Annotated in this window: 29 protein-coding genes; 8 read left to right on the top strand and 21 right to left on the bottom strand. The window is 68.7% G+C overall.

What is annotated here, in order from left to right; all coding sequences use genetic code 11:
* Positions 1 to 84: 84 nt before the first annotated feature.
* Together DAA40_RS00815 and DAA40_RS00810 are read right to left on the bottom strand one after the other, a co-directional pair.
* Entirely contained in the window at positions 85 to 1,110 is a 1,026-nt protein-coding gene (locus tag DAA40_RS00815) for an LLM class flavin-dependent oxidoreductase (RefSeq protein WP_199849441.1), read from the bottom strand.
* 2 nt (positions 1,111 to 1,112) lie between these two features.
* Positions 1,113 to 1,616, bottom strand: coding sequence for an SRPBCC family protein (locus DAA40_RS00810; protein WP_106847859.1), 504 nt, complete (start codon positions 1,614 to 1,616; stop codon positions 1,113 to 1,115).
* 159 nt (positions 1,617 to 1,775) lie between these two features.
* Between DAA40_RS00810 and DAA40_RS00805 the strand changes: the two genes are divergently transcribed.
* The gene (locus tag DAA40_RS00805; protein WP_106847858.1) at positions 1,776 to 2,147 is read left to right on the top strand and encodes a DUF1992 domain-containing protein; all 372 of its coding nucleotides are present in this window, start codon (positions 1,776 to 1,778) and stop codon (positions 2,145 to 2,147) included.
* Here DAA40_RS00805 and DAA40_RS00800 read toward each other — a convergent pair.
* A complete protein-coding gene (locus DAA40_RS00800) occupies positions 2,144 to 2,881 on the bottom strand; it encodes a M50 family metallopeptidase (RefSeq protein WP_158716150.1) in 738 nt (245 codons plus the stop codon). The two genes, DAA40_RS00805 and DAA40_RS00800, sit on opposite strands and share 4 nt — an antisense overlap.
* A gap of 208 nt (positions 2,882 to 3,089) precedes the next feature.
* Here DAA40_RS00800 and cysK point away from each other — a divergent pair, with 208 nt between their 5' ends.
* Both cysK and epsC read left to right on the top strand, forming a co-directional pair.
* The gene (gene cysK / locus DAA40_RS00795) at positions 3,090 to 4,019 is read left to right on the top strand and encodes a cysteine synthase A (RefSeq protein ID WP_106847856.1); all 930 of its coding nucleotides are present in this window, start codon (positions 3,090 to 3,092) and stop codon (positions 4,017 to 4,019) included.
* Between the two features lie 4 nt (positions 4,020 to 4,023).
* Complete coding sequence (gene epsC / locus DAA40_RS00790; RefSeq protein ID WP_106847855.1) at positions 4,024 to 4,620, top strand: serine O-acetyltransferase EpsC; 597 nt, start codon at positions 4,024 to 4,026, stop codon at positions 4,618 to 4,620.
* Positions 4,621 to 4,634: 14 nt separating this feature from the next.
* Here epsC and DAA40_RS00785 read toward each other — a convergent pair whose 3' ends face one another.
* Positions 4,635 to 6,065, bottom strand: coding sequence for a mycothione reductase (locus tag DAA40_RS00785; RefSeq protein WP_106847854.1), 1,431 nt, complete (start codon positions 6,063 to 6,065; stop codon positions 4,635 to 4,637).
* Positions 6,066 to 6,226: 161 nt separating this feature from the next.
* On the opposite strand from DAA40_RS00785, the gene coaA reads away from it, so the two are divergent.
* The gene (gene coaA / locus DAA40_RS00780) at positions 6,227 to 7,231 is read left to right on the top strand and encodes a type I pantothenate kinase (RefSeq protein ID WP_106847853.1); all 1,005 of its coding nucleotides are present in this window, start codon (positions 6,227 to 6,229) and stop codon (positions 7,229 to 7,231) included.
* Between the two features lie 60 nt (positions 7,232 to 7,291).
* Positions 7,292 to 8,590, top strand: a complete 1,299-nt coding sequence (locus tag DAA40_RS00775) for an amidase family protein (protein WP_106847852.1) — start codon at positions 7,292 to 7,294, stop codon at positions 8,588 to 8,590.
* On the opposite strand, the gene gcvP is transcribed toward DAA40_RS00775, so the two are convergent.
* Positions 8,587 to 11,457 carry an aminomethyl-transferring glycine dehydrogenase gene (gene gcvP, locus DAA40_RS00770; protein WP_234356177.1) on the bottom strand — a complete coding sequence of 957 codons (2,871 nt, stop codon included), beginning with the start codon at positions 11,455 to 11,457 and terminating at the stop codon, positions 8,587 to 8,589. The genes DAA40_RS00775 and gcvP overlap by 4 nt on opposite strands.
* A gap of 144 nt (positions 11,458 to 11,601) precedes the next feature.
* Here gcvP and DAA40_RS00765 point away from each other — a divergent pair, with 144 nt between their 5' ends.
* Positions 11,602 to 12,498 (top strand): IS5 family transposase, encoded by an 897-nt coding sequence (locus DAA40_RS00765; RefSeq protein WP_106847850.1) that lies wholly within the window; start codon positions 11,602 to 11,604, stop codon positions 12,496 to 12,498.
* 78 nt (positions 12,499 to 12,576) lie between these two features.
* Here the strand turns inward: DAA40_RS00765 and DAA40_RS00760 are convergent, their stop codons facing one another.
* Together DAA40_RS00760 and DAA40_RS00755 are read right to left on the bottom strand one after the other, a co-directional pair.
* Positions 12,577 to 13,308, bottom strand: coding sequence for a MerR family transcriptional regulator (locus DAA40_RS00760; RefSeq protein ID WP_106847849.1), 732 nt, complete (start codon positions 13,306 to 13,308; stop codon positions 12,577 to 12,579).
* Between the two features lie 105 nt (positions 13,309 to 13,413).
* On the bottom strand, positions 13,414 to 13,767 hold the full coding sequence (locus tag DAA40_RS00755) for an SdpI family protein (RefSeq protein ID WP_106847848.1): 354 nt from the start codon (positions 13,765 to 13,767) through the stop codon (positions 13,414 to 13,416).
* Between the two features lie 173 nt (positions 13,768 to 13,940).
* On the opposite strand from DAA40_RS00755, the gene DAA40_RS00750 reads away from it, so the two are divergent.
* Positions 13,941 to 15,455 carry an NAD(P)/FAD-dependent oxidoreductase gene (locus DAA40_RS00750; RefSeq protein ID WP_106847847.1) on the top strand — a complete coding sequence of 505 codons (1,515 nt, stop codon included), beginning with the start codon at positions 13,941 to 13,943 and terminating at the stop codon, positions 15,453 to 15,455.
* Here the strand turns inward: DAA40_RS00750 and DAA40_RS00745 are convergent.
* The 10 genes from DAA40_RS00745 to DAA40_RS16290 all read right to left on the bottom strand — a co-directional run bounded on the left by DAA40_RS00745 (position 15,452) and on the right by DAA40_RS16290 (position 22,003).
* Entirely contained in the window at positions 15,452 to 16,012 is a 561-nt protein-coding gene (locus DAA40_RS00745) for a MerR family transcriptional regulator (RefSeq protein WP_199849440.1), read from the bottom strand. The two genes, DAA40_RS00750 and DAA40_RS00745, sit on opposite strands and share 4 nt — an antisense overlap.
* A 199-nt stretch (positions 16,013 to 16,211) precedes the next feature.
* Positions 16,212 to 16,703: a bifunctional nuclease family protein gene (locus DAA40_RS00740; protein ID WP_106847845.1), complete on the bottom strand. Its 492-nt coding sequence runs from the start codon at positions 16,701 to 16,703 to the stop codon at positions 16,212 to 16,214.
* 15 nt (positions 16,704 to 16,718) lie between these two features.
* Positions 16,719 to 17,462, bottom strand: a complete 744-nt coding sequence (locus DAA40_RS00735; RefSeq protein WP_199849439.1) for a MerR family transcriptional regulator — start codon at positions 17,460 to 17,462, stop codon at positions 16,719 to 16,721.
* Positions 17,459 to 18,001, bottom strand: a complete 543-nt coding sequence (locus tag DAA40_RS00730; protein WP_370430636.1) for an FHA domain-containing protein — start codon at positions 17,999 to 18,001, stop codon at positions 17,459 to 17,461. Before DAA40_RS00730 ends, DAA40_RS00735 begins: the two co-directional genes overlap by 4 nt.
* A 126-nt stretch (positions 18,002 to 18,127) precedes the next feature.
* Positions 18,128 to 18,517 (bottom strand): glycine cleavage system protein GcvH, encoded by a 390-nt coding sequence (gene gcvH / locus DAA40_RS00725; protein ID WP_106847843.1) that lies wholly within the window; start codon positions 18,515 to 18,517, stop codon positions 18,128 to 18,130.
* Positions 18,518 to 18,646: 129 nt separating this feature from the next.
* Entirely contained in the window at positions 18,647 to 19,393 is a 747-nt protein-coding gene (locus DAA40_RS00720) for a DUF881 domain-containing protein (RefSeq protein ID WP_106847842.1), read from the bottom strand.
* On the bottom strand, positions 19,390 to 19,722 hold the full coding sequence (locus DAA40_RS00715) for a small basic family protein (protein WP_199849605.1): 333 nt from the start codon (positions 19,720 to 19,722) through the stop codon (positions 19,390 to 19,392). Before DAA40_RS00715 ends, DAA40_RS00720 begins: the two co-directional genes overlap by 4 nt.
* A gap of 3 nt (positions 19,723 to 19,725) precedes the next feature.
* A complete protein-coding gene (locus tag DAA40_RS00710; protein WP_106847840.1) occupies positions 19,726 to 20,553 on the bottom strand; it encodes a DUF881 domain-containing protein in 828 nt (275 codons plus the stop codon).
* On the bottom strand, positions 20,550 to 21,140 hold the full coding sequence (locus tag DAA40_RS16295) for a CDP-alcohol phosphatidyltransferase family protein (RefSeq protein WP_234356176.1): 591 nt from the start codon (positions 21,138 to 21,140) through the stop codon (positions 20,550 to 20,552). The genes DAA40_RS00710 and DAA40_RS16295 overlap by 4 nt, the downstream gene beginning before the upstream one ends.
* Positions 21,137 to 22,003, bottom strand: coding sequence for a hypothetical protein (locus DAA40_RS16290; RefSeq protein WP_199849437.1), 867 nt, complete (start codon positions 22,001 to 22,003; stop codon positions 21,137 to 21,139). The genes DAA40_RS16295 and DAA40_RS16290 overlap by 4 nt, the downstream gene beginning before the upstream one ends.
* A gap of 45 nt (positions 22,004 to 22,048) precedes the next feature.
* Here DAA40_RS16290 and DAA40_RS00695 point away from each other — a divergent pair, with 45 nt between their 5' ends.
* On the top strand, positions 22,049 to 22,648 hold the full coding sequence (locus tag DAA40_RS00695) for a mismatch-specific DNA-glycosylase (protein WP_106847837.1): 600 nt from the start codon (positions 22,049 to 22,051) through the stop codon (positions 22,646 to 22,648).
* A 61-nt stretch (positions 22,649 to 22,709) separates the two neighbouring features.
* Here DAA40_RS00695 and DAA40_RS00690 read toward each other — a convergent pair whose 3' ends face one another.
* The 4 genes from DAA40_RS00690 to DAA40_RS00675 form a co-directional block, all read right to left on the bottom strand.
* The gene (locus tag DAA40_RS00690; protein WP_106847836.1) at positions 22,710 to 22,931 is read right to left on the bottom strand and encodes a hypothetical protein; all 222 of its coding nucleotides are present in this window, start codon (positions 22,929 to 22,931) and stop codon (positions 22,710 to 22,712) included.
* A gap of 93 nt (positions 22,932 to 23,024) precedes the next feature.
* Positions 23,025 to 23,681, bottom strand: a complete 657-nt coding sequence (locus tag DAA40_RS00685) for a DUF4126 domain-containing protein (protein WP_106847835.1) — start codon at positions 23,679 to 23,681, stop codon at positions 23,025 to 23,027.
* Positions 23,682 to 23,818: 137 nt separating this feature from the next.
* Positions 23,819 to 24,856, bottom strand: a complete 1,038-nt coding sequence (locus DAA40_RS00680) for an LLM class F420-dependent oxidoreductase (RefSeq protein ID WP_106847834.1) — start codon at positions 24,854 to 24,856, stop codon at positions 23,819 to 23,821.
* Positions 24,853 to 25,656: an acyl-CoA thioesterase II gene (locus DAA40_RS00675; protein WP_106847833.1), complete on the bottom strand. Its 804-nt coding sequence runs from the start codon at positions 25,654 to 25,656 to the stop codon at positions 24,853 to 24,855. The genes DAA40_RS00680 and DAA40_RS00675 overlap by 4 nt, the downstream gene beginning before the upstream one ends.
* Between the last annotated feature and the right edge of the window lie 68 nt (positions 25,657 to 25,724).

Here is a 25,724-nt window from a genome sequence, read left to right as displayed (position 1 = left end):
CGCGACTGTCCATCTTGCGACAGGTTGCAGGCGGCGGCCACCTCCCCGCGGCGTGTCGCGGACCGAGGCTCGTGTGAAGAATCTCTAGCCGGCCATCTCCAGCAGCCGGCCGAGGTCGCGTACCTGCTGTGCGGGCTGATCGCCCACGAGGTTCACCCGTAGCGTGCTTACCCCAGCCTCCTGGAAGGAGGCCAGCTGGTCGGCGATCATCGATGGGGTTCCGATGAGATTGGTACCGATCCCGATCTCCGCCGGAACCGCGGCCGCGGCGCCCTCCCTGTCGCCGGAGGTCCACAAGCGGTGCACCTCCTCGATCTGCGGACCGAACCCCTGCCGTGCGAAGGCCGAGCTGTAGAAGTTCGTGCTCGAGCTGCCCATGGCACCGAAGGTGAAGGCATACCCGCCGGCGTGCTTGCGCGCGACCTCGGGGACCTCCGACTCGGCACAGAACTCTAGGGACACGGCGATCGAGAGCTCGATGTCGCCCATGGTCCGCCCGGCGTCGTGCGCTCCGTCAGCGATCGGCGCCACGAGCACGTCGCCGGCGGTGCCTGGCATGAAGGAGTTGCCGATCCACCCGTCGGCGAGCTCGCCGGTGAGCCGAAGGTTGGCCGGCCCGAGCGCAGCGAGCCAGATCGGCACATGCACAGGAGTGCGCTCCATCGATCGGATGCTCTTGCCCTCGCCACCGGGTAGCGGAAGCTGGTAGCTCTTGCCGTCGTACGCCGCCCGCTCGCCGCGGAGGATCATCCGCACGATCTCGATCGTCTCGCGGGTGCGCTGCACGGGCTTGGCGAACGGTACGCCGTGCCACCCCTCGACCACCTGTGGCCCGCTCACGCCGAGCCCGAGCACGAACCGGCCGCCGCTGAGCTGCTGCAGGGACATCGCCGACATGGCCAGCATCGCCGGCGTCCGGGCGCCGATCTGGGCGATGCCGCTGATCAGCCGGGCGTTCGTCGTCCGCGCCGCGAGGAAGGCCAGCGGCGTCATGCAGTCGTATCCCCACGCCTCCGGCGCCCATAGCGAGTCGACCCCCATCGCGTCGGCCTCCAGCGCGACGTACAGGCCTTCGGCCGTGTGCGGCTGGGCGCTGATCCCGATCCGCACCCCTAGCGCTCCCCGCCCTCGGCGACCTGCTTGATCTTCTCCAGGTTGGCCCGAATGCTCTGCTGGTGCTCCTCGAGTCGCCGAGCGACGATGCGGTCCTCCTTCTCCGGCATCCGGTCGATCGCGAGGCTCAGGCCGCTGCGGCCGGGGCCGATCTGCGCGATCTGCTTGAGCACCACGGTGTCGTGGTCGGTCGGGGTGATGACATAGCGCCATACCGCGGCCGGCTCGTCGGCATCAGTGACGGCATACGCGAGCTCGCGGGGCTCGTCGACCTTGATCACGTGTGAGGTGGTCTCCCAGTTGCCGATGGCCGGGTGCGAGTTGCGGCCAACGAACCGGGCGCCGACGGCCGGGGCAGTGGCGCCGTCGAGCCACTCGGCTCCCTTGAACTCGGGGCTCGTGAGGGACGGCGTCTGCAGATCGGCGACGATCTCCCAGACGAAGGCGGCGGAGGCCGCGATCTCGATCTCGGCCTCGGTGGTCGGCGCATCAGACAGCTTCATGCGAGCTCCTTCGCGGTCGGTAGAGAAACACTATCCCGCCCGCTCGACCATCGCCTCCAACGTGGCCTGCACCGATGGCCTGGCGGCCGTGCTGCGCTGGCGCAGGGCGTGCGATTCGTCCGAGGCGATCGCCGCTGCCCACGGCCTAGGATCGCGGGCATGACGGGCTACCAGAGCTGGATCGACAAGCAGATCGCCCAGGCCCAGGCCGAGGGCAAGTTCGACAACCTCGCAGGGTCCGGCAAGCCGCTGGATCTTTCCGACGACAGCGAGTACTGGTGGGTCCGCAAGCTGATGAAGCGCGAGGGCCTGTCCTACCTGCCGCCCACCCTGCAGCTGCGCAAGGACGCCGAGCTCACCCTCGCCGCGATCAAGGAGATGACCGACGAGGACGACGTCCGGCAGGCGCTGCGCGAGCTGAACGACCGCATCGCGGACGCGATCCGCACGCCCCAGTCCGGGCCGCCGCTGGGCTTGTCGCCGGTCAATGCCGATGCGGTCGTGCAGCGCTGGCGGGCCACGAGAGGCTAGCTCAAGGTGGCGGACTGTGCGTAGAGCATCAGTCCGGTGACGCCGACCAGCAGCAGCGAGAGGGCGAGGAAGGCGTAGGCCCAGAAGGCCGCGCCGAGGCGCGTCTGGCGCCCGAGGATCGCAGCGTCCGAGGTCTTGCTGCCTCGCCTGCGCTGGGTGCCGACGAGGTCCAGACACGCGCGCAACCCGCCGAGCGCCAGCACCGACCCCGCGAGGGTGAGCACCGCCGCCAGCACGCGCGGTTCGTTCCAGACCCAGACCCCGCCGAACGCGGCGATCTGAGCCAGGATGATGACGGCGCCGAACACATTGCGGACGAGCAGTAGCGCCACGAGGAGCAGGACCAGCAGTACCGCCATCGCCCAACCGGCCCTGCGGTAGATCACCGCCCACAGGATGAAGAAGCCCGCGACCGCCGGCGCCGGGTATCCGGCGACATAGAGAAAGAAGATCCCCGGCCCGGTGGCTCGCCCGCTCGTGACGGTCAACCCACTGGTGTCGTGGTGCAGACGGACGGACTGCACCCTGCGGCCCACGAACCATCCGACGACGACGTGCCCAAGCTCGTGCACCGTGGTGACCAGATACCGCAGGTGCCGCCAGACCGGGTCTGCGCCGACCGCGAACGCCGCCGCCGCTACCGTGACTGCGAGCGCGAGCCGGGTCAGATCTCCCGCGGCGAAGAAGCGCTCGTCGACAAAGCCGGTGAGCTGGTCGAGGGCGATGCTGCGCAACGCTCTGCCCTCCCGTCCCGCGTGCGGCGATGGCCCGGTTGCGCATCGCGTCGCGGCACATAGCGTAGTGAGCGGCCGCAGCCGCGCGGAGGATCTTTGCCACCGCACTGTGAGCGCCGCGGCAGAAGGACTAAGATAATTGCCGTGGTTGAAAGTTGAACGTCACGACCACCTTCCTCGACTCCTACAGAACGGACACTCCGCACTCATGAATGTCTACGAGAACGTCTCCGACCTGGTCGGGCGCACCCCTCTGGTCAAGATCAACCGGCTCATCGATCCGGGCCAGGCCGAGGTGTACGCCAAGCTCGAGTTCTACAACCCGGCAGCCTCGGTCAAGGACCGCATCGGTGCCGCCATCATCGACGCAGCCGAGAAGGACGGCTCGCTGAAGCCCGGCGGCACGATCGTCGAGGGCACCTCGGGCAACACCGGCATCGCCCTGGCAATGGTGGGCGCCGCCCGCGGCTACAAGGTGGTCCTGACCATGCCCGAGTCGATGTCGAAGGAGCGCCGCGCCCTGCTGCGCGCGTACGGCGCCGAGCTGGTGCTGACCGACCCGAAGGCGGGCATGAAGGGCGCGGTCGAGAAGGCCGCGGAGATCGCCAAGGAGCGCGGCGCCGTCGAGGCCCGGCAGTTCGCCAACCCGGCCAACCCCAAGATTCATCGCGACACCACCGGCCCGGAGATCTGGAAGGACACCGACGGCCAGGTCGACATCCTGGTCAGCGGTATCGGGACCGGCGGCACGATCACCGGCGCCGGTGGCTACCTCAAGGAGCAGAAGCCCGAGCTGAAGATCGTCGCGGTCGAGCCGGCGGAGTCGCCGATCCTCAACGGCGGGCAGCCCGGCCCGCACCGCATCCAGGGCCTCGGCGCGAACTTCGTCCCCGAGATCCTCAACCGTGAGGTGTACGACGAGGTCATCGACGTCAACGCCGACACCGCGATCGAGTGGGCTCGCCGGGCCGCCAAGGAAGAGGGCCTGCTGGTGGGCATCTCCTCCGGTGCTGCGCTGAAGGCTGCCTCGGAGATCGCCTCGCGCGAGGAGAACAAGGGCAAGAAGATCGTCGTCGTCATCCCGTCGTACGGCGAGCGCTATCTGACCACGGACCTGTACAAGGACCTGCTGGACTAGTCGCATGTGCACCGAGCCGGAGGCAGGTTCCTACTCCCCTGAGCGGGTTGGCCTGGTCGCGCGGTTCCGCGAGGACATCGCCACCGCCAAACGCATGGACCCCGCCTCCGGCTCGACGCTCATCATGGCCCTGACCTACCCCGGTCTGCACGCCGTCTGGATGCACCGGCTCATCCACCACCTGTGGCACCGGGGGCGGACGCGCCTGGTGCCCCGCGTGCTCGCCTACCTCACCCGGGCCGTCACCGGCATCGAGATCCACCCGGGCGCGCGCATCGGACGCCGGTTCTTCATCGACCACGGCATGGGGGTCGTCATCGGCGAGACCTCGGAGATCGGCGATGACGTAATGCTCTATAACGGCGTCAATCTGGGCGGCAAGACACTCGATCGCATCAAGCGACACCCCACCCTCGAGGACGGCGTGATCGTCGGCACCGGGGCGAAGATCCTCGGTCCGGTCGTGGTGGGAGCACGCAGCCAGGTCGGCGCCAACGCGGTCGTGGTGAAGGACGTGCCTGCCGACTGCGTCGCGACCGGGATACCGGCGAAGGCCAGTAGCCCTGAGCTGGCCGACCACGCCCTCATGTGGCACATCTGAGGCACCCGCGAACGCTACTGAGCGAGTTCCTCGGTGTGAGGCTCATGCTCGACCTCATCAGGGGCATGCAGCCCGAGGAGCGCGTTCTCGACGACCTCGCTGATCGCCGGATGGATCCAGTACTGGCCGCGGGCGACGTCGTCCGGCCGCTGCCCGAACGACGCAGCCTGGATCAGCGGCTGGATCACCGCTGCGGCCTGGTAGCCCATCACGTGCGCGCCGAGGATCTGCCCGGTGCCGGCATCGGCCAGCACCTTGCAGATACCGGTGTCGTCCTCCATCGCCCAGCCGTAGGCGATGTCGGCGTACCGCTGCACCTTGACGAGGTAGTCGACGTTCGCATCGCGCAGCTGGTGCTCGGTCTGTCCGAAGGAGGCGATCTGCGGCGAGCCGAAGACGGCGTGCGGTACATAGCGGTGGTCGAATGCCTGCAGCTCGTCAGGGTGCGTGAGGTTGTGCGCGACGATCCGGGCCTCGTGGTTCGCGACGTGCTTGAGCTGGTACTCGCTGGCGATGTCGCCGAGCGCCCACACACCCGGAACGCTGGTGCGTCCGTACTCATCGACGACGATCCGCCCGTCATCGTGCATCTGCAGCCCGCCAGCGGCGGCGTCGAGCAGGTCCGTGTTGGGCGTGCGGCCGATCGCCACCAGGACGGCCTCGACCTCCACCTCGCTCTCGCCGGCCGGGCCCTCGGTGGTGAGCGTCCACACGCCGCCGTCATACGAGGCCGCGGTCACCTTCGTCTGCAGCTGCAGCACCCCACGATCGGCCCACAGCTTGGTGAAGGCATGGGCGATGCTCGCGTCCTCGCTGCGCAACGCCACCTCGCTGCGCTGCAGCCACCGCACGTCGACGCCGAACGACGAGAACACGTGCGCGAACTCGGCCGCGATGAAGCCCGCGCCGATGATCGCCATCCGGGGCGGCAGGGAGTCGAGGCGCATCACCGTGTCGCTGGTGTGCACACCGCGTTCCGGATCCGGCGCGTCGAGGCCCTCGACGGGCATCATGGCCGGCCGGCCGCCGGCCGCGACCACGATCTGCTCGCCGGTGATCGTCTCGCCGGTGCCGGTGTCGATCGCCCGCTCACCGACGAACCGCGCCGTCCCCTTGTAGACCGTCACGTGCGGCAGCGACTCCCGGTAGGCCTCGCCGGCCGGCGGGATCTGGTCGATGCGCCCGAAAATCCGGTCACGGATCGCGGGCCAGTCGACCTTCGCCTCGCCGAGGTCGACACCGAGCCCGTGCGCGTGGCGCGCGGACGCGACCACGTCGGCCGGATAGACGAACATCTTCGTCGGGATGCAGCCGACGTTCAGGCAGGTCCCACCGAACACGCCCTTCTCGATGATCGCGATCTCGAGATCGTCGTGCTCCGGGCCGATGATGGAGTTGCCCGAGCCGGTCCCGATGATGATCAGGTCGAAGTGGCGCTCGCTCATTCGGTCTCCTCTGCGGGGGATCTGCCCGGCCGGGCTCCCAGGATTCTAGGCGGCCGGATCGGAACGCGTCGCGCACCGTCACGAGCGGTGCGGTGTACGGGGCGTGTGAAAAGGGCCGCAACGGGCAGACAAGGCAGCGGCACACATCAGAAGATGGACCGATGTGCGAACCTCAGCCGGCTCCCGCGCAGCCCCGGCCCCCGGTGAAGAAGCGTCCGCGGAGGCTGGACAACGTCCCGCACCTGTTCCTGGAGTTCGACCGTCAGGAGTGGGAGGAGCTCGCCGAGAGCACCCCGCTTCCGCTGAGCGCCGAGGAGCTCGAGAAGATCGCCGGGCTCGGTGAGCGGATCGACCTGCAGGAGGTCGAGTCGGTCTACCTCCCCCTGTCGAGGTTGCTGAACCTCTACGCGATGGGTACGCAGAGAGTCTGGGACGCGCAGCGCGAGTTCCTTCGCTCGACCGAGAAGAAGGTGCCGTTCGTCATCGCGGTGTCCGGATCAGTGGCCGTCGGGAAGTCCACCACGGCCCGCCTCCTGCAGACCCTTCTTTCCCGGTGGCCCGAGACGCCACGGGTCGACCTCGTGACCACCGACGGCTTCCTGTACCCGAACGCCGTCCTGGAGGAGCGTGGCCTGCTGGACCGCAAGGGCTTCCCCGAGTCCTATGACCGTCGCTCACTGCTGCAGTTCGTCGGCGAGGTGAAGGCCGGCCGTCATGAGGTCGCCGCGCCCCTGTACTCGCACCTGGTCTACGACGTGATCCCGGACCAGAAGCAGATCGTCTCCAACCCGGACATCCTCATCATCGAGGGTTTGAACGTCCTGCAGCACGGCGTGGCGCGCAACGGCAAGGTCCCGCCGGTCTTCCTGTCCGACTTCTTCGACTTCTCGGTGTACGTCGACGCCGCCGAGCGGGTGATCAAGAAGTGGTACATCGACCGCTTCATGGCGCTGCGTCAGACCGCGTTCACCGATCCCAACTCGTTCTTCAAGCACTTCACCAGGCTCACCGAGGACGAGGCGATCCAGACCGCCTCCGGGATCTGGGAGTCGATCAACGGGCCGAACCTGACCCAGAACATCCTGCCGACCCGCGCCCGGGCCCGGCTGATCCTCACCAAGGGTGAGAACCACGCCGTCGAGCGAATCCGGCTGCGCCGCATCTAGCCGCCCTCGGCGTGACCATGCCGGTAGCCCGCGCTAAGGTCGGCGGCGAGGTGATGGGACGTGGGAGAGATCACAGCCCTGGCGCAGCGGATCGCCGCAGGCGAGCTGAGCGCCGTAGGCGCGGCCGAGGAGGCGATCGCGCGGATCGAGCAGCGCGACGACGAGATCAACGCGGTCGTCGTCCGCGACTTCGACCGGGCCCTGGAGTCGGCGCGCGAGGCCGACCGCCGGCGGGCCGCCGGAGACCGCGGCCCGATGCTCGGGGTGCCCATGACGGTCAAGGAGAGCTATGACGTCGCCGGCCTGCCCACGACCTGGGGACTGACCGAGCACCGCGAGTTCATCGCCCAGCGCGATGCGCGCGCCGTACGGCGCCTCAAGGACGCCGGAGCGGTGATTCTCGGCAAGACCAACGTGCCGCCGTCGCTGGCGGACTTCCTGTCGGTCAACCCGATCTACGGGGCCACCCACAATCCACACCTGCACGGCCGCTCGTCCGGCGGCTCCTCCGGTGGCTCCGCCGCCTCGCTCGCGGCCGGCTACGTCACCGCCGAGATCGGCTCAGACATCGGCGGGTCGATCCGGCTGCCCGCGGGATTCTGCGGCGTCTGGGGGCTGAAGCCGACCTTTGGTCTGGTCTCCCGCGAGGGCCACTGGCTCCCCGGTACGGACGGCGGCGAGCTGCCGCTGAGCGTCGCCGGCCCGCTGGCCCGCACCCCCGAGGACATCTCGCTGCTGCTGGGCATCATCGCCGACCACCCGCTGCCCGAGCCGCGCCGCACCGATCTCGCCGGTGCCCGGATCGCAGTGATCGACCGCCATCCGGTCGGTCGGATCGACAGCGAGGTGGCACGGGTGATCGACGAGCGCTGCGCGGCCGCCGAGGCTCGCGGCGCGCACATCGACCGCTCCCCCACGCTCCCGGACCTCGGCGCACTGCACCGTGACTACATCAAGCTGCTGCTGACCGTGCTCTCGCGCGGCGCCGCCCCGGCGGGCATCGATCCCGTGACCCTGCCCGCGTGGTTCAACCTGCTCGATCAGCAACAACGCACCGTCCGCGCCTGGGAGCGGACCCTGAGCGATCAGTACGACGCCGTCCTGGCGCCCGTGTTCGGCACCACGGCCTTCCCCCTGGACGAGCTCACCATGGAGCGCCGCACCATCCTGATCGACGGCGAGGAGACACCCTGCGGAGAGCAACTGGCCTGGGCCGGCCTGGCGACCTACCCGAACCTGCCGTCGGTCTCGTTCCCGGCCGGCACAGGAGGCGACGGGTTGCCCATCGGCCTGCAGCTGATCGGACGGCGGTTCGCCGAGCCCGAGATCATCGCCATGGCCGCCCAGCTGGCGACCTAGGCCGGCCCTTCCTCGAAGGCCTCGGGGCTGGGGCACGAGCAGACCAGGTTGCGGTCGCCGTACGCGCCGTCGATCCGGCGTACCGGCGACCAGTACTTGGCGTGCCTAGAGTGCGCGGTGGGGTAGGCCGCCTCCTCCCGAGTGTAGGGATGCGGCCATTCGCCGGCGAGCTGCAGCGCCGTGTGCGGGGCGTTGCGCAGCGGATTGTCGGTCTTGTCCCATTCCCCCGACTCGACCTTCGCGGCCTCCTCGCGGATGGCGATCATCGCCTCGCAGAAGCGATCCAGCTCGTCCAGGTTCTCCGACTCGGTCGGCTCGACCATCAGTGTGCCTGCCACCGGGAAGCTCATCGTGGGCGCGTGGAACCCGTAGTCGATCAGCCGCTTGGCGATGTCGTCGACGCTCACGCCGCTGCTCTTCGTCAGCGGGCGGACGTCGATGATGCACTCGTGCGCGACGAGCCCGTTCGCCCCGGCGTAGAGCACCGGATAGTGCTCGCGCAGCCGGGCCGCGATGTAGTTGGCGGCAAGTACCGCGGCCTGCGTGGCCCGGATGAGCCCGTCCGGTCCCATCATCCGGATGTAGGCCCAGGTGATCGGCAGGATGCTGGCCGAGCCCCACGGAGCGGCCGATACCGGCCCGGGCCCGGTCGACGGTCCCGCATCGGCCACGAGCGGGTGGTTGGGCAGGTACGGCGCGAGGTGCTCGCGGACACCGATAGGCCCGACCCCCGGGCCGCCGCCGCCGTGCGGGATGCAGAAGGTCTTGTGCAGGTTCAGGTGGGAGACGTCGGAGCCGAACCGCCCCGGGCGAGCCAGCCCGACCAGCGCGTTGAGGTTCGCGCCGTCGACGTACACCTGGCCGCCGGCGTCGTGCACGAGCGCGCAGATCTCGCTGATCTGCTGCTCGTAGACGCCGTGCGTGGAGGGATAGGTCGCCATCATCGCGGCGATCTCGTCGCCGTGCTGCTCAATCTTCGCCTTCAGGTCGCCGACATCAACATTCCCCTCGTCGTCGCATTTGACGACCACGACCTTCATGCCGGCCATCACGGCGGAGGCGGCGTTCGTACCGTGTGCGGACGACGGGATCAGGCACACCCGACGCTGCAGCTGCCCGTTCGCCTCGTGGTACTTCGCGATCGCCAGGAGGCCGGCGAACTCGCCCTGCGAGCCGGCGTTGGGCTGCAGGGACACCGCGTGGTAGCCGGTGATCTCGGCCAGCCATCCCTCGAGGTCGGCGAACAGCTGGGCATACCCCTGTGCCTGGTCGACCGGCGCGAACGGATGCAGCTCACCGAACTCGGGCCAGGTGATCGGCTCCATCTCGGTCGAGGCGTTGAGCTTCATCGTGCAGGAGCCGAGCGGAATCATGCCGCGGTCGAGGGCGTAGTCCTTGTCCGAGAGGCGGCGCAGATACCGCAGCATCGCGGTCTCGGAGTGGTGCGAATGGAAGACCGGGTGGGTGAGGAACTCCGACTCGCGGCGCAGCGCCAGCGCATCATCGGCCTCGTCCACGAGCGAGCCGACGCCGCACGCCGCGACGACCGCGATCAGGTCCGCCTCAGTCGTCGTCTCGTCGCACGACAGCTGGACCGTGTCGGCATCGACCTGCCAGAGGTTGACGCCGTTCTCGAGCGCCCTCGCGACCACCTGGGCGGCCTCGCCGGGGACCCGGAGCGTCAGGGTGTCGAAGTACGACGCGGTGGCCACCTCGATGCCGGCCTGGACCAGTGCGGCGGCGAGCCGGGCGGTCATGCGATGCACCTGCTGCGCGATCTTCCGCAGCCCGGCGGGACCGTGGTAGACGGCGTACATCGAGGCCATGACGGCCAGCAGCACCTGCGCCGTGCAGATGTTGGAGGTCGCTTTCTCGCGGCGGATGTGCTGCTCGCGGGTCTGGAGCGCAAGCCGGTAGGCGGGATCTCCGGCGGCGTCCACGGACACCCCGACCAGTCGGCCGGGCATCGTCCGCTGCAGCCCGTCGCGGACGGCCATGAAGCCCGCATGCGGGCCGCCGTACCCCATTGGTACGCCGAAGCGCTGCGCCGATCCCACGGCGACGTCGGCGCCGAGCTCGCCGGGCGAGCGCAGCAGGGTGAGCGCGAGGAGGTCGGTGGCCAGCACCGTGAGCGCGCCAGCGCCCTGCGCGGTCCGGATCACCGCGCTCGGGTCACGGATCTCACCGGAGCTCGCCGGGTACTGAAGGAGCACCCCGAACACATCGCCCAGGTCGGCCTCGGCGTGGAACAGCGCCTCCTCCAGACCCGAGCTCAGGTCGAGGGTCAGCACCCGCAGCCGCAGCGCCTGCGCGCGGGTACGTACCACGGCGAGGGTCTGCGGGAAGACGTCGGAGTCCACGACGAAGGTCGGTTGCTCGGACTTGCCCTTCCACGCCCGCAGGCACAGCGTCATCGCCTCGGCAGCCGCCGTGCCTTCATCGAGCAGCGACGACCCGGCGATGCTCAGCCCGGTCAGGTCGGTGATCACCGTCTGGAAGTTCAGCAGCGCCTCGAGCCGGCCCTGGGAGATCTCCGGCTGGTACGGGGTATACGCGGTGTACCAGGCCGGAGACTCAAGCACGTTCCGCTTGATGACGGCGGGCACGTGGGTGCCGTAGTAACCCAGGCCGATCATCGATCGCGTGAGCTTGTTCTGGGCGGCCAGCGACCGCAGGGCGAGGATCGCCTCGGGCTCGGTGAGGGCCTCCGGCAGCGAGAGCCGCTCCGCGATCCGGATGCCGCTCGGGACGGCGGCGTCCACGAGCGCATCGAGCGAGTCGATCCCGACCGTCTGCAGCATGCGCTCGACGTCGGCGGCATCCGGACCGATATGACGGCGCTCGAAGGCGAAATAGTCGGAGCTCACGGCGGCCAGGCTACCGCACCGCGGCGAACGGGGCCGCTCACCGCGAGACCTCCCGACACCTCGACAGCCGCTCGCGCCCGGCGCTCTCGGGCACTAGGGCGTGTCTCCCAAATGCCTGCGTGGTCGCGGGTACAGGGTGGGGGGATGTCGCGGACGCGGGTGCTGTCGGATGCGGAGTGGGCGTTGATCGTGCCGTTGATGCCCTCCAGCGATGGGCGGCGGGGGCGGCGTTTCCGGGATCACCGTCTGGTGGTCGAGGGGATCATCTACCGGTACCGGACGGGGATCGCTTGGCGCGACCTGCCGTCAGAGTTCGGGCCATGGCAGACCGTGTGGAAGAGGCACCGTCTGTTCGCTGGTGACGGGACGTGGGACAAGGCCCTGACCGCCCTGCTGACCAGGGCGGACGCCGCCGGTGAGATCGATTGGGATGTCGCGGTGGACTCCACCATCGCTCGTGCGCACCAGCACGCGACGAACACGACCCGTCGCGCGGGGGACCCAGCGAATTACATGAAGCAGTTTCCCGAGCCGGGTGATCACGCGATCGGTCGCTCCCGCGGAGGGCTGTCGACCAAGGTTCATCAGGTGTGTGACGGCAAGGGCCGTCCGATGGTCATCGCCGTTGCCCCGGGGCAGGGCAGCGACTCAAGGATGTTCACGCACTTGCTCGCAGCCGTGCGAGTCCCCCGCGAAGGAGCGGGGCGTCCACGTACCACCCCTGATGCTGTGATGGCCGACAAGGCCTACTCCTCACGGGCGCACCGGGCCCTGCTGCGCGGTCGGGGAATCACTGCCGTGATCGCCGAGCCGGCTGACCAGCAGGCGCACCGGAAGCGTCGCGGATCTCGTGGCGGACGGCCGCCGCACACCGACCCGACGAAGTACGCCAAGCGCCACCTCATCGAGAACAGCTTCCAACGGTTCAAGCAGTGGCGTGGCCTGGCCACCCGGTACGACAAGCTGGCCTCGACGTACCGCGCCGCGGTGCTCCTACGTGCGATCCTGCTCTGGCTCCCTGCCCTGGCCCAGGTGTCGTAGACGCGGCACCGGGGGGTGCGCGTGGCAGCTCGCTCATGTCGAGAGTCGAGCGTCCTGGGAGTAGGGCGCAGGGAGGCTTTATCCCTGGTAGAGCCAGACCCAGTTGCCATCGAGATCAGTGACTGCGCTGGCGCGGGGCATCCCTTCGGCGTCAGTGATCGGTACTGTTTCGGTCGCCCCGGCTGCGAGAGCTTGGTGGTGGATGGTGTCGAGGTCGGGTACGAGCAGGCCGAGGGTGCTGCGTCCGGGGCAGTCGAAGTCGGTGTCGTCGACCAGGAGTAGCAGGAAGAAGCCTGGCTGGCCGTAGTCGCCGAACAGGTAGCCGTCGTAGTCGGCGTCCTCGGTGCGGCGGATCACCTGTGCTGCTAGGCCGAAGGCGTCCTCGTAGAAGCGCCGTGCTCTGTCCTTGTCGGCGACGCGGATCTTCAGCTGGACCGGGACAACGGTGTTGGCGATAGTGGGCATAGGTACTCCTTCTGAGGCGTAGGCGCTGCACTGGGCGATCTGCTGATCGAGATGGTTGCGGGTGCGAACAAGGCGGTCGGCATGTGACTCGAGTAAAGCCCGCGCCCGGTCTGAGGAGTGTGCCGCGACGATCTCGCGAACGTCGTGGAGGGGGACGTCGAGCCAGCGCAGATCGGCGATGAGCCTTGCCGTCGTGAGCAGGCTGGTGGAATAGCGGCGGTAGCCGGTGTTCGGGTCGACTTCGGTGGGCTTGAGCAGGCCCAATTCGTCGTAGTGGCGCAGCGCATGCACGCTGAGCCCTGCGCGCTTCGCGAACGGCCCGACGTTGAGGAGATCGTCACTCATAACTCAAGAGTCGGGCTTCGGGTTACCCGAGAGTCAACCCCTGTCCCGGGTGGTCTTTAGGATACTTGACACTGAAGCGGGCACCATGGACGCAGATTGCTCCTACTACACGCTGATGCTCTTGGCTGCTCGATCGGCGACTGCGTTCGCTCGCAGGAGACAACCGATGAGCAGGGCAAGCCAGATCCAGATGACTGCACCCGCGACAGACATCAACTCATCGCTCCGGGCCATCCCCACTGTCAGAAGGACTTCGGACCAGCAGATCGCAGTTGCAGCTGCCGTCCAGCCAGACGCGGCCTCGTGGCCTTTGCGCCAAGCTGCATCCGACCGCGTCGTCGCTTTCGTGCAGAACCCCAGGAACCCGTTTCGCGGCAGCGAACGCCGGAAGAGCCACACGTACCCATAGACGACCCCTGCCAGCGCGAACCCCGCCGCCGCTGCCAGCGCTGTCTCCATCTCTCGTCACCCCCTCGCCCCCGCCTGTGGACAAACCTGGGCGCAGACGCGTCACGCCCCGCTTACCCGTCGGCCTCTCACCGGACCTGTCCTCGCCTCCCAGCGCACGATTTGGGAGACACGCCATAGGGTGACCAGTGTCATTGCCTAGCAGTGCGAACGAAAGGCTGATCGTGCCACCCACTGACACCCAGACGCAGCTGGAGCCGACGTCCGAGACGACCGAGACCGTGCACGTCGATGTGCTGATCGTCGGCGCGGGGATCTCCGGGATCGGCGCGGCGTACCATCTGCGCACCCACCTGCCCGAGACGAGCTTCCTCATCGTCGATGCGCTGGACGGCGCCGGCGGGACATGGTGGACGCACCGATTCCCCGGCATCCGATCCGACAGCGACCTGTTCACCTTCGGCTACGGCTTCAAGCCGTGGCGCGGCCCGTCGATCGCAAGCGCCGGCGAGATCCTCTCGTACCTGAACGAGGTGATCGAGGAGAACGACCTCGCCGGCTCGATCCGCTATCGGCACAAGGTCACCCACGCGTCCTGGTGCTCCGAGAAGCAGCTGTGGACCGTCGAGGTCTCTCGCGGCGAGGACGACGGTGCGCCGCTGCGGATCACCACCCCCTTCCTGTGGATGTGTCAGGGGTACTACGGTCACGAGAAGGGCTACACCCCGACCTGGCCCGGCATGGATGAGTTCCGGGGCGAGATCGTGCACCCCCAGCAATGGCCCGAGGACCTCGACTACACCGGCAAGAGGATCGTCGTCATCGGGTCCGGGGCTACCGCCGCGACGTTGATTCCCGCGCTGGCCGAGAAGGCCGAGCATGTCACGATGCTGCAGCGCACACCGACCTTCTTCCTACCGCGACCGAAGACCCTCGAGCTGGCAGAGACGCTGCGCAAGCTCGACACTCCGGAGGAATGGACGCACGAGATCGTGCGGCGAGCCTACTTCGCGCAGGGCGAGGAGATCATCACCACCGCGCGCCAGGCACCCGACGCGCTGCGCGAGTGGCTGCTGGACCAGATGCGCCCGCACCTGCCGGAGGGATTCGAGGTCGAGAAGCACTTCAACCCGCCGTACCGCCCGTGGCAGCAGCGGATCGCCGTCGTGCCGGAGGGCGACATGTTCCGCGCGATCCGCGACGGGAAGGCCTCGGTGGTGACCGACACCATCGACTCGTTCACCGAGGACGGGATCCGGACCGGCTCAGGCGAGCAGCTGGCGGCGGACGTCATCGTCACCGCAACCGGATTCGACCTGGCGCTCTTCGGTGGCATCGAGTTCGAGGTGGACGGCGAGCCGGTCGACTTCACTCGCGAGCTCACCCATCGCGGCATCATGATCAGCAACGTGCCGAACATGGCGTACGTCTTTGGCTACTTCCGCTCCAGCTGGACGCTGCGCGCGGATCTGGTGAGCGCCTACGTCGTGCGGCTGCTGCAATACATGAAGGACCGGGACGCCTCGGTCGTGGTGCCGCGATTGCGACCGCAGGACGCCGACATGCCGCGGCTGCCGTTCGTGGACGAGGACAACGTCAGTGCCGGCTATATGATGCGCACGCGGGACAAGATGTTCCGGCAGGGCGACCGCGAGCCGTGGGTGCACTTCAAGGAGTTCCACGAGGAGCGCGAGAGCCTGCCTGTCGCCGATCTCGACGACGGCCTGGAGTACGGCTAGGCCGAAGCGGCCTTCTTGGCCATCCGGCGGCGGGCCAGCTCATCGCCCGCAGCACTGGTCTGCTCGATGTCGGTGCGCACCGACGGCAGATGCTCCAGCGAGCCGGTGAGCTCCTTGAGCGCGCCGGACACGGCGATGCCGAACACTCCCTGGCCACCAGCCAGCAGGTCGACGATCTCCTCGGCCGAGGTGCACTCATAGACCGTGGTGCCATCCGACAGCAGGGTGATGTTGGCCAGGTCGTTGACTCCGCGCTCGCGCAGGTGATCCACAGCGGTGCGCACGTTCTGCAGCGATACCCCGGTGTCGAGCAGCCGCTTGACGACCTTGAGCACCAGGATGTCCTTGAAGGAGTACAAACGCTGGCTGCCCGAGCCGCTGGCGGTGCGGATGGTGGGCGCGACCAGGCCCGTGCGAGCCCAGTAGTCCAGCTGCCGGTAGGTGATGCCTGCGGCGCTGCACGCCACCGGCCCGCGGTAGCCGATCAGGTCGGCCTGCTCCTCTGCCACCTCACGGGCATCCGGAAACAGCGCGTCCTGGATGTGGCGCTCACTCACGTGTTCCTCCCAGTAGCCGTCGGCGGCCGTTGCAGCAGAAGCACACCGAGGTAATTCCACGGTACGCAGCCACCGTCGGTGGCGTCAATGACACCGTACGGCGGGTTCGAACCCTGAACCTTCACCTGAGGGTTAAGCCACGCGGGGCGTGATCCAATCGTGACCCGCCCTCGCGCGCTCAAGCCGGCGCCGAATGCGCTCAGGAGCCTGCGAAGTCCTCGGGCGAGACATTGTCCAGGAACTCGCGGAACTTCTCGACCTCGTCGTCGGACTCCTCGGCGTCGCCACTGGCGGTCGCCTCGTCGATCGTGATGCCTGCTTGGTCGACCAGATCGTCGTCGGCGAGGATCGGTGCGCCGGTCCGCAGCGCCAGCGCGATGCCGTCCGAGGGCCGCACGGTGACCGGCTCGGCGCCCTGCAGGTCCAGCTCGGCGAAGTACAGCCCGTCCTTCATCCCGGTGATGCGTACCCGCTCCAGCTTCGAGCCCAGGGCCGCGATCACGTTCACCAGCAGATCGTGGGTCAACGGCCGCGGCGGCTTGATCCCCTGCTGCTCGTAGGCGATCGCGCTCGCCTCGGCACTGCCGATCCAGATCGGCAAGAACTTCTCACCCTCGACCTCGGTCAGCAGCACGATCGGCTGGTTGGCCGGCAGCTCGAGTCGTACGCCGACGACGCTCATCTCGCGCATCCGCTCGGCTCCTTCCTAGGAGTTGACCTGTCGACGCAGCCCGGAGCGGACCAGCGTCGCGTGCAGGCGTACCGACAGCGCCGCCAGCTCGCGGATCGTCTCCTCCGCCTTGCCACGCGACTCGGGGGTGCGATGGCGCATCAGCGGGGTGACGACCTGCGCGAACAGACCGATCTCGCGGTCGGCCTGCGTCCGGAACGAACGCAGATGCCGTGCTTCAAAACCGTACTCCGCCAGCGCGGCGACCGTCTGAGCGATCTCGAAGGCGTCGGTGTCGAACTGCCCGTTGCGCTCCGGCGTGATCACGCCGTACTGCTCGAGGCTGGCGAGCATCTCCTCGCTCAGCCCGGACTGCTCGATCAACTCGCTGCGTGAGATCCGGACCTGGGACGCCGGCCGGGCGAACTCCTCGGCGCTGGGCAGCCCGTCGGCATCCCGCGCCATGGCCAGAGTCGGCACGCGCGGCTTGGCGGGATCGCTGGTGACATCCAGCCCACGATCCATCGCATCGAGGTTGGCCTTGATTACCTTCAGCGGCAGGTAGTGCTCGGTCTGCATCCGCAGCACGTAGCGAACCCGCGCAAGGTCGTCGTGGGAGAACTTCCGGTACTGCGACTTGGTGCGCGCCGGACGCAGGAGGCCGATCTCCTCGAGATAGCGGATCTTGGAGATCGTGATCTCCGGGAAGTCCGGAAGCAGCGCCGCGCGGAGCTCGCCGATGCTGATCGTCTCGTCGTGGGCCGCGCTGTCCTGGCTCACTGGTCGCGGCCGCCCGCAGCATCACCGGCCGGCTTGTGACCGAGCAGGAACACCAGGCGGAACTTGCCGATCTGGACCTCGTCGCCGCTGGCGAGCGTGGCCGAGTCGACCAGCTCGCGGTTCAGGTAGGTGCCATTCAGTGAGCCGACGTCCTGGACCGTGAACTCCTGGCCCGCACGGCGAAACTCGACGTGGCGACGTGAGACGGTGACGTCGTCGAGAAAGATGTCGCTGTTGGGGTGACGGCCAGCGGTCGTCACCTGCTGATCGAGCAGGAAACGGCTGCCGGCGTTCGGGCCACGCTTGACCACCAGCAACGCGGTATCCGCCGGCAGACCCTCGATCGACATCGTCTCCGGCTCGACGGCGTCGTGCTCCCCGCTGTCCGAGGAGTCCTCCGAGCCCACCGGGCGGAACTGGCGGGTCGTCTCACCGGACGGGAGGGTCGAGTAGTCGACCCCGCCCCCGGCGGGCGCTCCGCACTGGGCGCAGAAACGAGCATCCGGTGTGAGCTCGGCACCACAGTTCTTGCAGGTCAATGAAGACACCCTTTCCGACAGCAACGGCCGCGCGAAGGGCGGCCTCATGCAAGATTACGCGGTTGAAAAAACAAGGGTCAACCTGAGGTCGACAGTGAGCCTTCACCCTCAGGTTTAGGTTGAGAGTTAGCCTCCGACGGCCTCGCCGTAGGCCGCGGCGTCCAGCAGGGACCCCAGCTGGGACGGGTCGCTCAAGCGCACCTCGAACATCCATCCCGCGCCGTACGGATCGGCGTTGATCGCCTCCGGAGAGCCGTCGAGCTCCTCGTTGCGGTTGATCACCTCGCCGCTGACCGGCGCGTAGAGCTCCGAGACGCTCTTCGTGGACTCGACCTCGCCGCAGGTCTCTCCCGCAGTGATGGTGTCACCGACTGCCGGCAGCTCGACGAAGACGATGTCACCCAGCGCGTCCTGGGCATGGTCGGTGATGCCCACTCGAACCACGCCGTCCTCGAGGTCGCCGCCGGAGCGAACCCACTCGTGCTCAGCGGTGTACTGGAGTTCGGTGGGGATCATCGTCGGCTCCTGAGGGGTCGTCGCGGCCTTGGTGCCGCCATCGCAAGCAGCGGCAGGCCAAGCCTAGTCAGCGCGCTTCAGCTCGTGCAACGCGCTCAGCCGGCGCCGCACACGCCCCGGGCGAGAAGCTCAGCTGGGCTCCGCCGGCTCGGCGTGCTCGGGTTCGTCAGGACTGCGCACAGCCGTGATCTGGATCTGGTCCGACTGCGTGAGCACCGCCTCCGCGTCGGCGTACGTCAGGCTCGCGACGGCCCCTCCGGGAATGCCCATCGCGGTCGCGAGGGTTGCGGGATCGCCGATGGCCAGGACCGTCAGTGGGAAGCTCAGCTGCTGGCCGTCGATGGCCACGGTGTCACCCTTCGTGGTGACGGCGGAGCTCACGCCGATCCGCACCTGACCGACCTGGATCGCCTCCGCCCCCGCCGCCCGCAGCTCCTGAATGACGGTGATCAGTGCGTCGGCAGTCACCGGTTCACTGCCGGGGATGATCTCCATCTCGATGCCGGGCCCGGTGGCCGCGACCGTTCCGTTCAGGATCTCCAGCTGATCCAGCCGGGTCTGGGCCTCCTGCTGCGCGGCCTCGGCCTGGTCGTCGCCCGTGGCGAGCTGGTCCTTCGTGTCGGAGAGCTCGGCGACCTCCTGGCCCAGCCGGTCGTGCTGGCCGTCCAGGTCGTCCAGGATGTGGACGAGGTCCTCCTGACGCGCGCCGCGGAGGTCCCGGTCGACGTCGGAGGTCAACCGCGCCTGTACTGCCAGACCGGCACCCAGCAAGGCGCAGACGAGCGCGATCGCAGCCTTGGCCCGCCACGAGAGGACCCGTCCGCCCGTGGTGTCGTCGTCCGGATCGGCGGATAACTCCTGCGGCTGCTCGCTCATGCCTTGAACACATGCCTTCGGATCGCGGCGGCGTTTCCGAAGATCCGGATGCCGAGCACCACGACCACCGCGGTCGACAGCTGTGCGCCGACACCGAGCTTGTCGCCCAGGAATACGATCAGCGCCGCGATCACGACGTTGGAGATGAACGACACGACGAAAACCTTCGCATCGAAGATTCCATCGAGGCGGGCCCGCACGCCGCCGAACAGCGCGTCGAGCGCCGCTACGACGGCGATCGGCAGATAGGGCTGCAGCCAGATGGGGACGGTGGGATCGAGCCAGAGCCCGAGGGCGACGCCGCCGAGCAGCGCGATGACCGCAGGTATCACCTAGTCTCCTTCCGTCGTGGAGCCGGCGGTGATCGGTTCGCGGGCAGCCGGCAGCTCGAGGTCCTCTGCGGTCTGCACCTCGTACTCCGCGCCGTACGCCGACCGGTAGGTATTGAACCTGCGGGCCGGCTCAGTGCTCGCGAACCGCGCCGGCAGGCTCGCCGGATCGCCGATCACCTCGATGACATACGGGCTGGCGACCGGCTGGAAGTCGATCAGGACCGTGCCGCCCGCCTGCCGGATGGCGGTGAGCGGACCGATTCGCTCCCCGTTGACGGCGATCGCCTCCGCCCCGCTGCCCCACAACGCGTTGACCGCGCGCTGCAGATCGGCGTCGGTGATCGTGACCGGCGGCTCCGTCGTCTCGTCGGCGCCGACCGGATCGCTGCCGGCCGGGGCAGGCGGGTTGCCGACCGTAATCCGCACGCCCGGTCCGACGACCGGGCTCAACCCGGCCGCGGCCTCCTGGTGCTGGATCTGGTCGATCAGCGCCTGGCCCTGCTCGGTCGAGCCGAGCGCATCGGCACGCAGGGTGGCCACCTCGGCGCGCAGCTCGCTCAGGCTGTCGGCCAGCACCGCGACCTCCGCGCTCCGCACGGTGATCTGCTCGATCAGCGCGGTGCGCGCCGCCTGCCGATCGGTGGCCTGGTGCTGCTGGTGCCGGTATGCCGCGCCGAGCGTGACGCCCGCGAGCAGCAGGACGACGACCACGAGCACCTGCGCCCGGCGAGACTGCGGGCGGCCTGCCGCCGCGGCGTACGCCGGGTCGAGGGTCTGGCTCATCAAGGTCCGCAGGCCCCACCGGTCGGCCCACGTCGGTGCGCTCATGCCGCCGTCGCGGGAGCGGAGCGCACGATCTGCGCGATCTGCCGGACATAGTGTGCACCGGCGATCAGGTACAGCGCGGCCCCCCAGATGATGAACGCGTAGGCCAGCGGCAGGCTCACGGCGGCCGTCGACTCGGCGGCCTTGGCCAGCAGCAGCAGCGGGAATCCGTAGAGCAGGCAGAAGGTGGCCGCCTTGCCCAGATAGTTCACCTGTAGGGCCTCATAACCATGCCGACGCAGGACCAGCAGCGCGATGCCTACGGCGAGGTCGCGGATGAGCAGCAGGGCAACGAACCACCAGGGGACGATGTCGCGCAGCACGAAGGCCAGCAGGGTGCTGAGGATGTACAGCCGGTCGGCTGCCGGGTCGAGCAGCTGGCCGAGCCGGCTGGTCTGGCCATACCGGCGGGCGATCTTCCCATCCGCCCAGTCGGTGAACGCCGAGACGGCGAGGACGACGGCCGCCCACAGGTCGGCCTGGGGACCGAGCAGGAGCCAGAGGAACAGTGGCACGCCGGCCAGCCGGAGCAGGCTGAGGATGTTGGGGATGGTCCAGACTCGCTCACTGAGCACGGCCGGCTCGTTCACCGCGCCCGCCGGTATCGCGCGGTGGCACTGACGTGCACGCGGTCGCCCTCGGAGCGGACCTCCAGCTGCGCGTACTCGCCGTCGGGACGGCCGAGGGCAGTGACGGCGTCCCCGACGAAGACCGGCTGCTGTACGCGGTAGTCGAAGCCGACCAGCTGCAGAACAGGCTCGTGGCGCCGTGCCAGCGTGGCCAGGTGCTGGGCGAGCAGCGGGCCGTGCACTACCAGATCCGGGTAGCCCTCGACCTCGGTGGCGTAGGGACGGTCGTAGTGGATGCGGTGCGAGTTGCCGGTCAGCGCGCTGAGCCGGAACAGCCGGATCGGGTCGGTGACGATCTCGTGCCGCCATGCGGCGTCGCTGGCGACCGGGGTGGTGGGCCTGGCCGGCCACGGCCGCGCAGCTGCCTTGGTAACCCCCGACCGGTACACGTGATTCTGCACCTCCCGGTAACACAGCTCGCCGCCCTGCAGGTACTGGTACTCGACAGCGACCAGGATCATCTCGCCCGACCGGCCGGACTTCGGCTCGGCGTTGAGCAGCCGCCCGCGGCGCTCTACCTCGGCGCCGAGTCGCAACGGCCGCTCGACGACGAGCGAACCACCGGCCCACATGCGCTGACGCTCGGGAACCGGGGGCTGGAAGGACCCTTCGGCCGGGTGGCCGTCGGCGTTCAGGGAGGCGGACGGCGGCCACTCGGTGAAGAAACCCCACTGCCAGGTCGGCGGAAGCTCGGCGCCGAGGAGCAGGTCACCGGCATCGAGGATGTCGCCGAGCCAGCCGGCCCGGTCGGCGTCGAGCACGTCGGTCACCGTGGTCGGATCCGGGCGCCACCCTTCGACGTACTGCCCCAGCCCGCTGCCCATCCGACGCCTCCTCGCTGTCGCTCACCGACTCTATAGGCTCCGGTCATGAGCCCCCGCAATCCGGCGCGGCGCGCCGAGCGCCCGAAGGTCCGGGACCTGCAGCAGTACGCCGGCCACCACGTTCCCGACCTGCGCGGACCGGGCGCCCGGCTGCTGTTCGTCGGCATCAACCCGGGGCTGTGGAGTGCCGCGACCGAGGCCCACTTCGCACGTCCCGGAAACCGCTTCTATCCGGCGCTGGCGGCGGCCGGGATCACGCCGTACCTGGTCGATGCACGCGCCGGTTTCCGGCCCGAGGATCGCCGGATGCTGGTGCAGCGCGGGATCGCGATCACCAACATCGTCAGCAAGGCCACCGCGCGTGCGGACGAGCTGTCCACCGCGGAGCTTCGCGAGGGTGCGCGGCTGCTCCCCGACCGCGTGACGGCGATCGCGCCGCGGGTGGTCGCGTTCCTGGGCCTGACGAGCTACCGAACGGCCTTCGGTCGACGGGATGCGCTCGCCGGCCGCCAGCAGATCCAGATCGCGGGCCGACCGGTATGGGTGCTGCCGAATCCGAGCGGCCTGAACGCGCACGAGACGGTGGCCTCGCTGGCGGCGGCGTACGCCGAGCCGGCACGCGAGGCAGGCGTGCTGGAGGGCTGAGCGCACGCGAAAGGCGACGCTTCCCGTACGGGAGGCGTCGCCTGGGGTTCGAGTGCGGCAGCTACGCGGCGAGCGCGTCCACTGCGGCCGTGACGATCGAGTCGTTGCCGATCTCTCGTCGGGCCCACGCGAGGTGTTCGCTGCTACCGACGACGAAGCCCTGCTGGTTGACCAGCCGGCTCATCGTGGTGGCGGCGATACGTGCTTCATGTGGCTGGTAGCCCAGCTGCATAATCGCGTTGCACATGCGGTCCATCTCATCGATGCCGATGCGTCGGTTCACGTCGTGACCCTCCTTTCTTGGTGTTGCTTGCCGAAGATTCAAGTCGTCGGCTATGACGACGCAGCAAACTGCGGCTGCGTTTCAGGTGAAGACTTATCTCGGTTCGCGCCGGGCGGCCGTCTCCGGCTCGTCATCGAGCACGATCCGCTGGCGGAGCACCTCGCCGAGGCTGAGCCTGCGCTGTCGCCGGCGTTCGCGGTAGCTGCGCACCCGGCTGATTACGTACCAGATCACCGCTGCCCCGGCGATCAGCAGCACGATGCAGATTGCAGCAGCGACCCACGGCTGCGATACAGCAAGCGCCAGGATGCCGAGGACCGTGACGTCCTCTGCGGTGCTCATCGTGATGTTGCTGACCGGTTCGGGCGAGGTGTTGATTGCCGCCCGACTTGTCGACTTTACACCATGACTGGCCAACGCGACCGCGCCGCCACCCAGGGTGGCCGCCACGGCCTCGTACCCGCCGACGTCCTTGGCCAGCAGATATCCGAGTCCGGCGCCCACGACCGGCCGGATGAAGGTGTGGACGCCGTCCCAGATCGAGTCGACGTACGGGACCTTGTCGGCGACCATCTCGACCAGGAAGAGCACGCCCGCGATCGTGAGCACCCAGGTGCTGCCGAGCCCGGCAGGTATCGCGGTGGCGTCGCCGAAGCGGCTCATCAGCCCGAGGACCAGGACGGCGGCGTACGCGTTGACTCCGCTGGCCCATCCCGAGGTGAGCACCGATGGCAGCAGCTCGACTCCCATGCGCCCTCCCGTGATGTGGTGCCCGGCAGGGCAAACCTAGGGCACAACGGTGGGCGGGCCTACGCTATTCCGCGCCCGCCGCGGGTTGTCGCCGCATCGTTACCGGACCGCAAGCACGACACCACCGATCGACGCGGCTACTCGCGGATGGCGTCGAGGATCCGAGCGCCGTTGGGGCCCTTCGGGATGCCGTGCAGGATGAGCGTCGTGAGGCAGGTGTCGCGCCACCGGCGCTGGTAGTCCTCGACGATCTTCTCGGCCGGCCCGATCAACGCGACGTCCTCGACCATAGCGGTCGGGATCACTTGCGCGGCGTCCTTGGACCGGCCGGCGAGGTAGAGCTCCTGCACCTCCTCGACCACCTCGCCCCAGCCCATGCGAGCGAAGACGTCCTTGTGGAAGTTGACCTGCTTGGCACCCATGCCGCCCGCGTACAGCGCGACGGCCGGCTTGAGGAACGAGGCGGCGACGTCGACGTCCTCGTGCTCGATGATCCACGCCATGCTCGCGACATCGAAACTGCCCGCGTCGTGCCGTGCACCGTCGCGCGCGAAGCCCTCAGCGAGGGCTGCGCGGTAAAACGCGTCGGACTTCGGCGAGAACCACAACGGGATCCAGCCGTCGGCGATCTCGGCGGCGAGGGCCACGTTCTTGGGACCTTCGGCGCCGAGGAACACCGGGATGTCGGTACGCAGCGGGTGCACGGTCGACTTCAGCGGCTTGCCGAGCCCCGCTCCCCCGGCGTACGGCAGCTGGTAGTGCTTGCCGTGGTGGCTGACCGGCTCGTCGCGCCGCCACACCGCGCGCATGATCTCGACGTACTCGCGGGTGCGCTCCAGCGGCCTCGGGTAGGGCTGGCCGTACCACCCCTCGACCACCTGAGGGCCGGAGGCTCCGATGCCGACGATCACCCGTCCGCCGCTGAGGTGGTCCATGGTGAGCGCGGCCATCGCCAGCGCCGTAGGGGTGCGGGCGGACATCTGGCACACCGAGGTGCCCAGCCGCAGCCGGGAGGTGCGGGCACCCCACCAGGCAAGCGGCGTCAGGGCGTCGGAGCCGTAGGCCTCGGCGGTCCACAGGCTGTCGAAACCGAGCTGCTCGGCCTGCGCGACGGCCTGCTCCACTCCCTCGGGCGGGCCCGAGGACCAGTAGCCCGTGCCGAGTCCGAGTCTCATGCGTCCGCCTTCGGCCGCTGGTAGCGGAACAGGCATTCCTGCGCGACGGTGGCGATCAGCTGCCCGTCGCCGTCGAACACCGATCCGGTGTACAGCCCGCGGCCGCCGCCGGTACGCCGAGGGCGGTAGTTGAACAGCGCCCACTTCGTGATGTCGGGAATGCGGTGCAGCCAGACCGTGTGATCGATCGTCGAGAGGAACCCGACGTCCTGGGTCCTGATCTCCGCCAGGCCGCTGCCGGCGTCGGTGAGGTACATGAGCCCGGCGGCATGCATCATCGGGTCGTCGCCGAGGTCGGCGGTGACGCGCGCGAGGAAGTCCTTCGGCCAGAAGTTGTTGGGGTTGTCGCGCTCAGGCTCCTTCATCTGGATCGAGTGCAGCCGCTTGGCATCCCAGTCGCGCAGCGCGTCGGGGTCGCCAATCGGCTGCGGCTGGACCGCCTGGAGATCCGGGCCCTCGTTGTGCCGGTGGAAGCTGACCGTGCAGTTGAAGATGACCTCGCCGTCCTGCACGGCGATCACCCGCCGGGAGGAGAACGAACCGCCGTCGAAGTCGTTGGCCACGTGGAAGACCACCGGCTTCGCGGGGTTTCCGCCGCGGAGAAAGTAGCAGTGCATGGAGTGCGGCTGCCGGTCGTCGCTGACCGTGCGCCCCGCCGCCAGGATCGCCTGCGCCGCGACCTGCCCGCCGTAGAGCGGGAACTTTTCCTCGAAGTGATAGGTGGTGCGGTAGAGGCCGAGATCGATGGTCTCGAGCTTGAGGATCTCCGCGAGGCTGTCGTTGCGGTCGGGGTGGCTCATGCCGACAACTTACCCAGCGCCGCCACAACCGTCGGAGCGGGATGACACGCGGCTGTTCGCCTGCAGGC

This window comes from Blastococcus sp. Marseille-P5729 (assembly GCF_900292035.1).
Classification (GTDB): Bacteria; Actinomycetota; Actinomycetes; order Mycobacteriales; family Antricoccaceae; genus Cumulibacter.
This window is presented reverse-complemented; position numbering and strand designations above follow the sequence as displayed.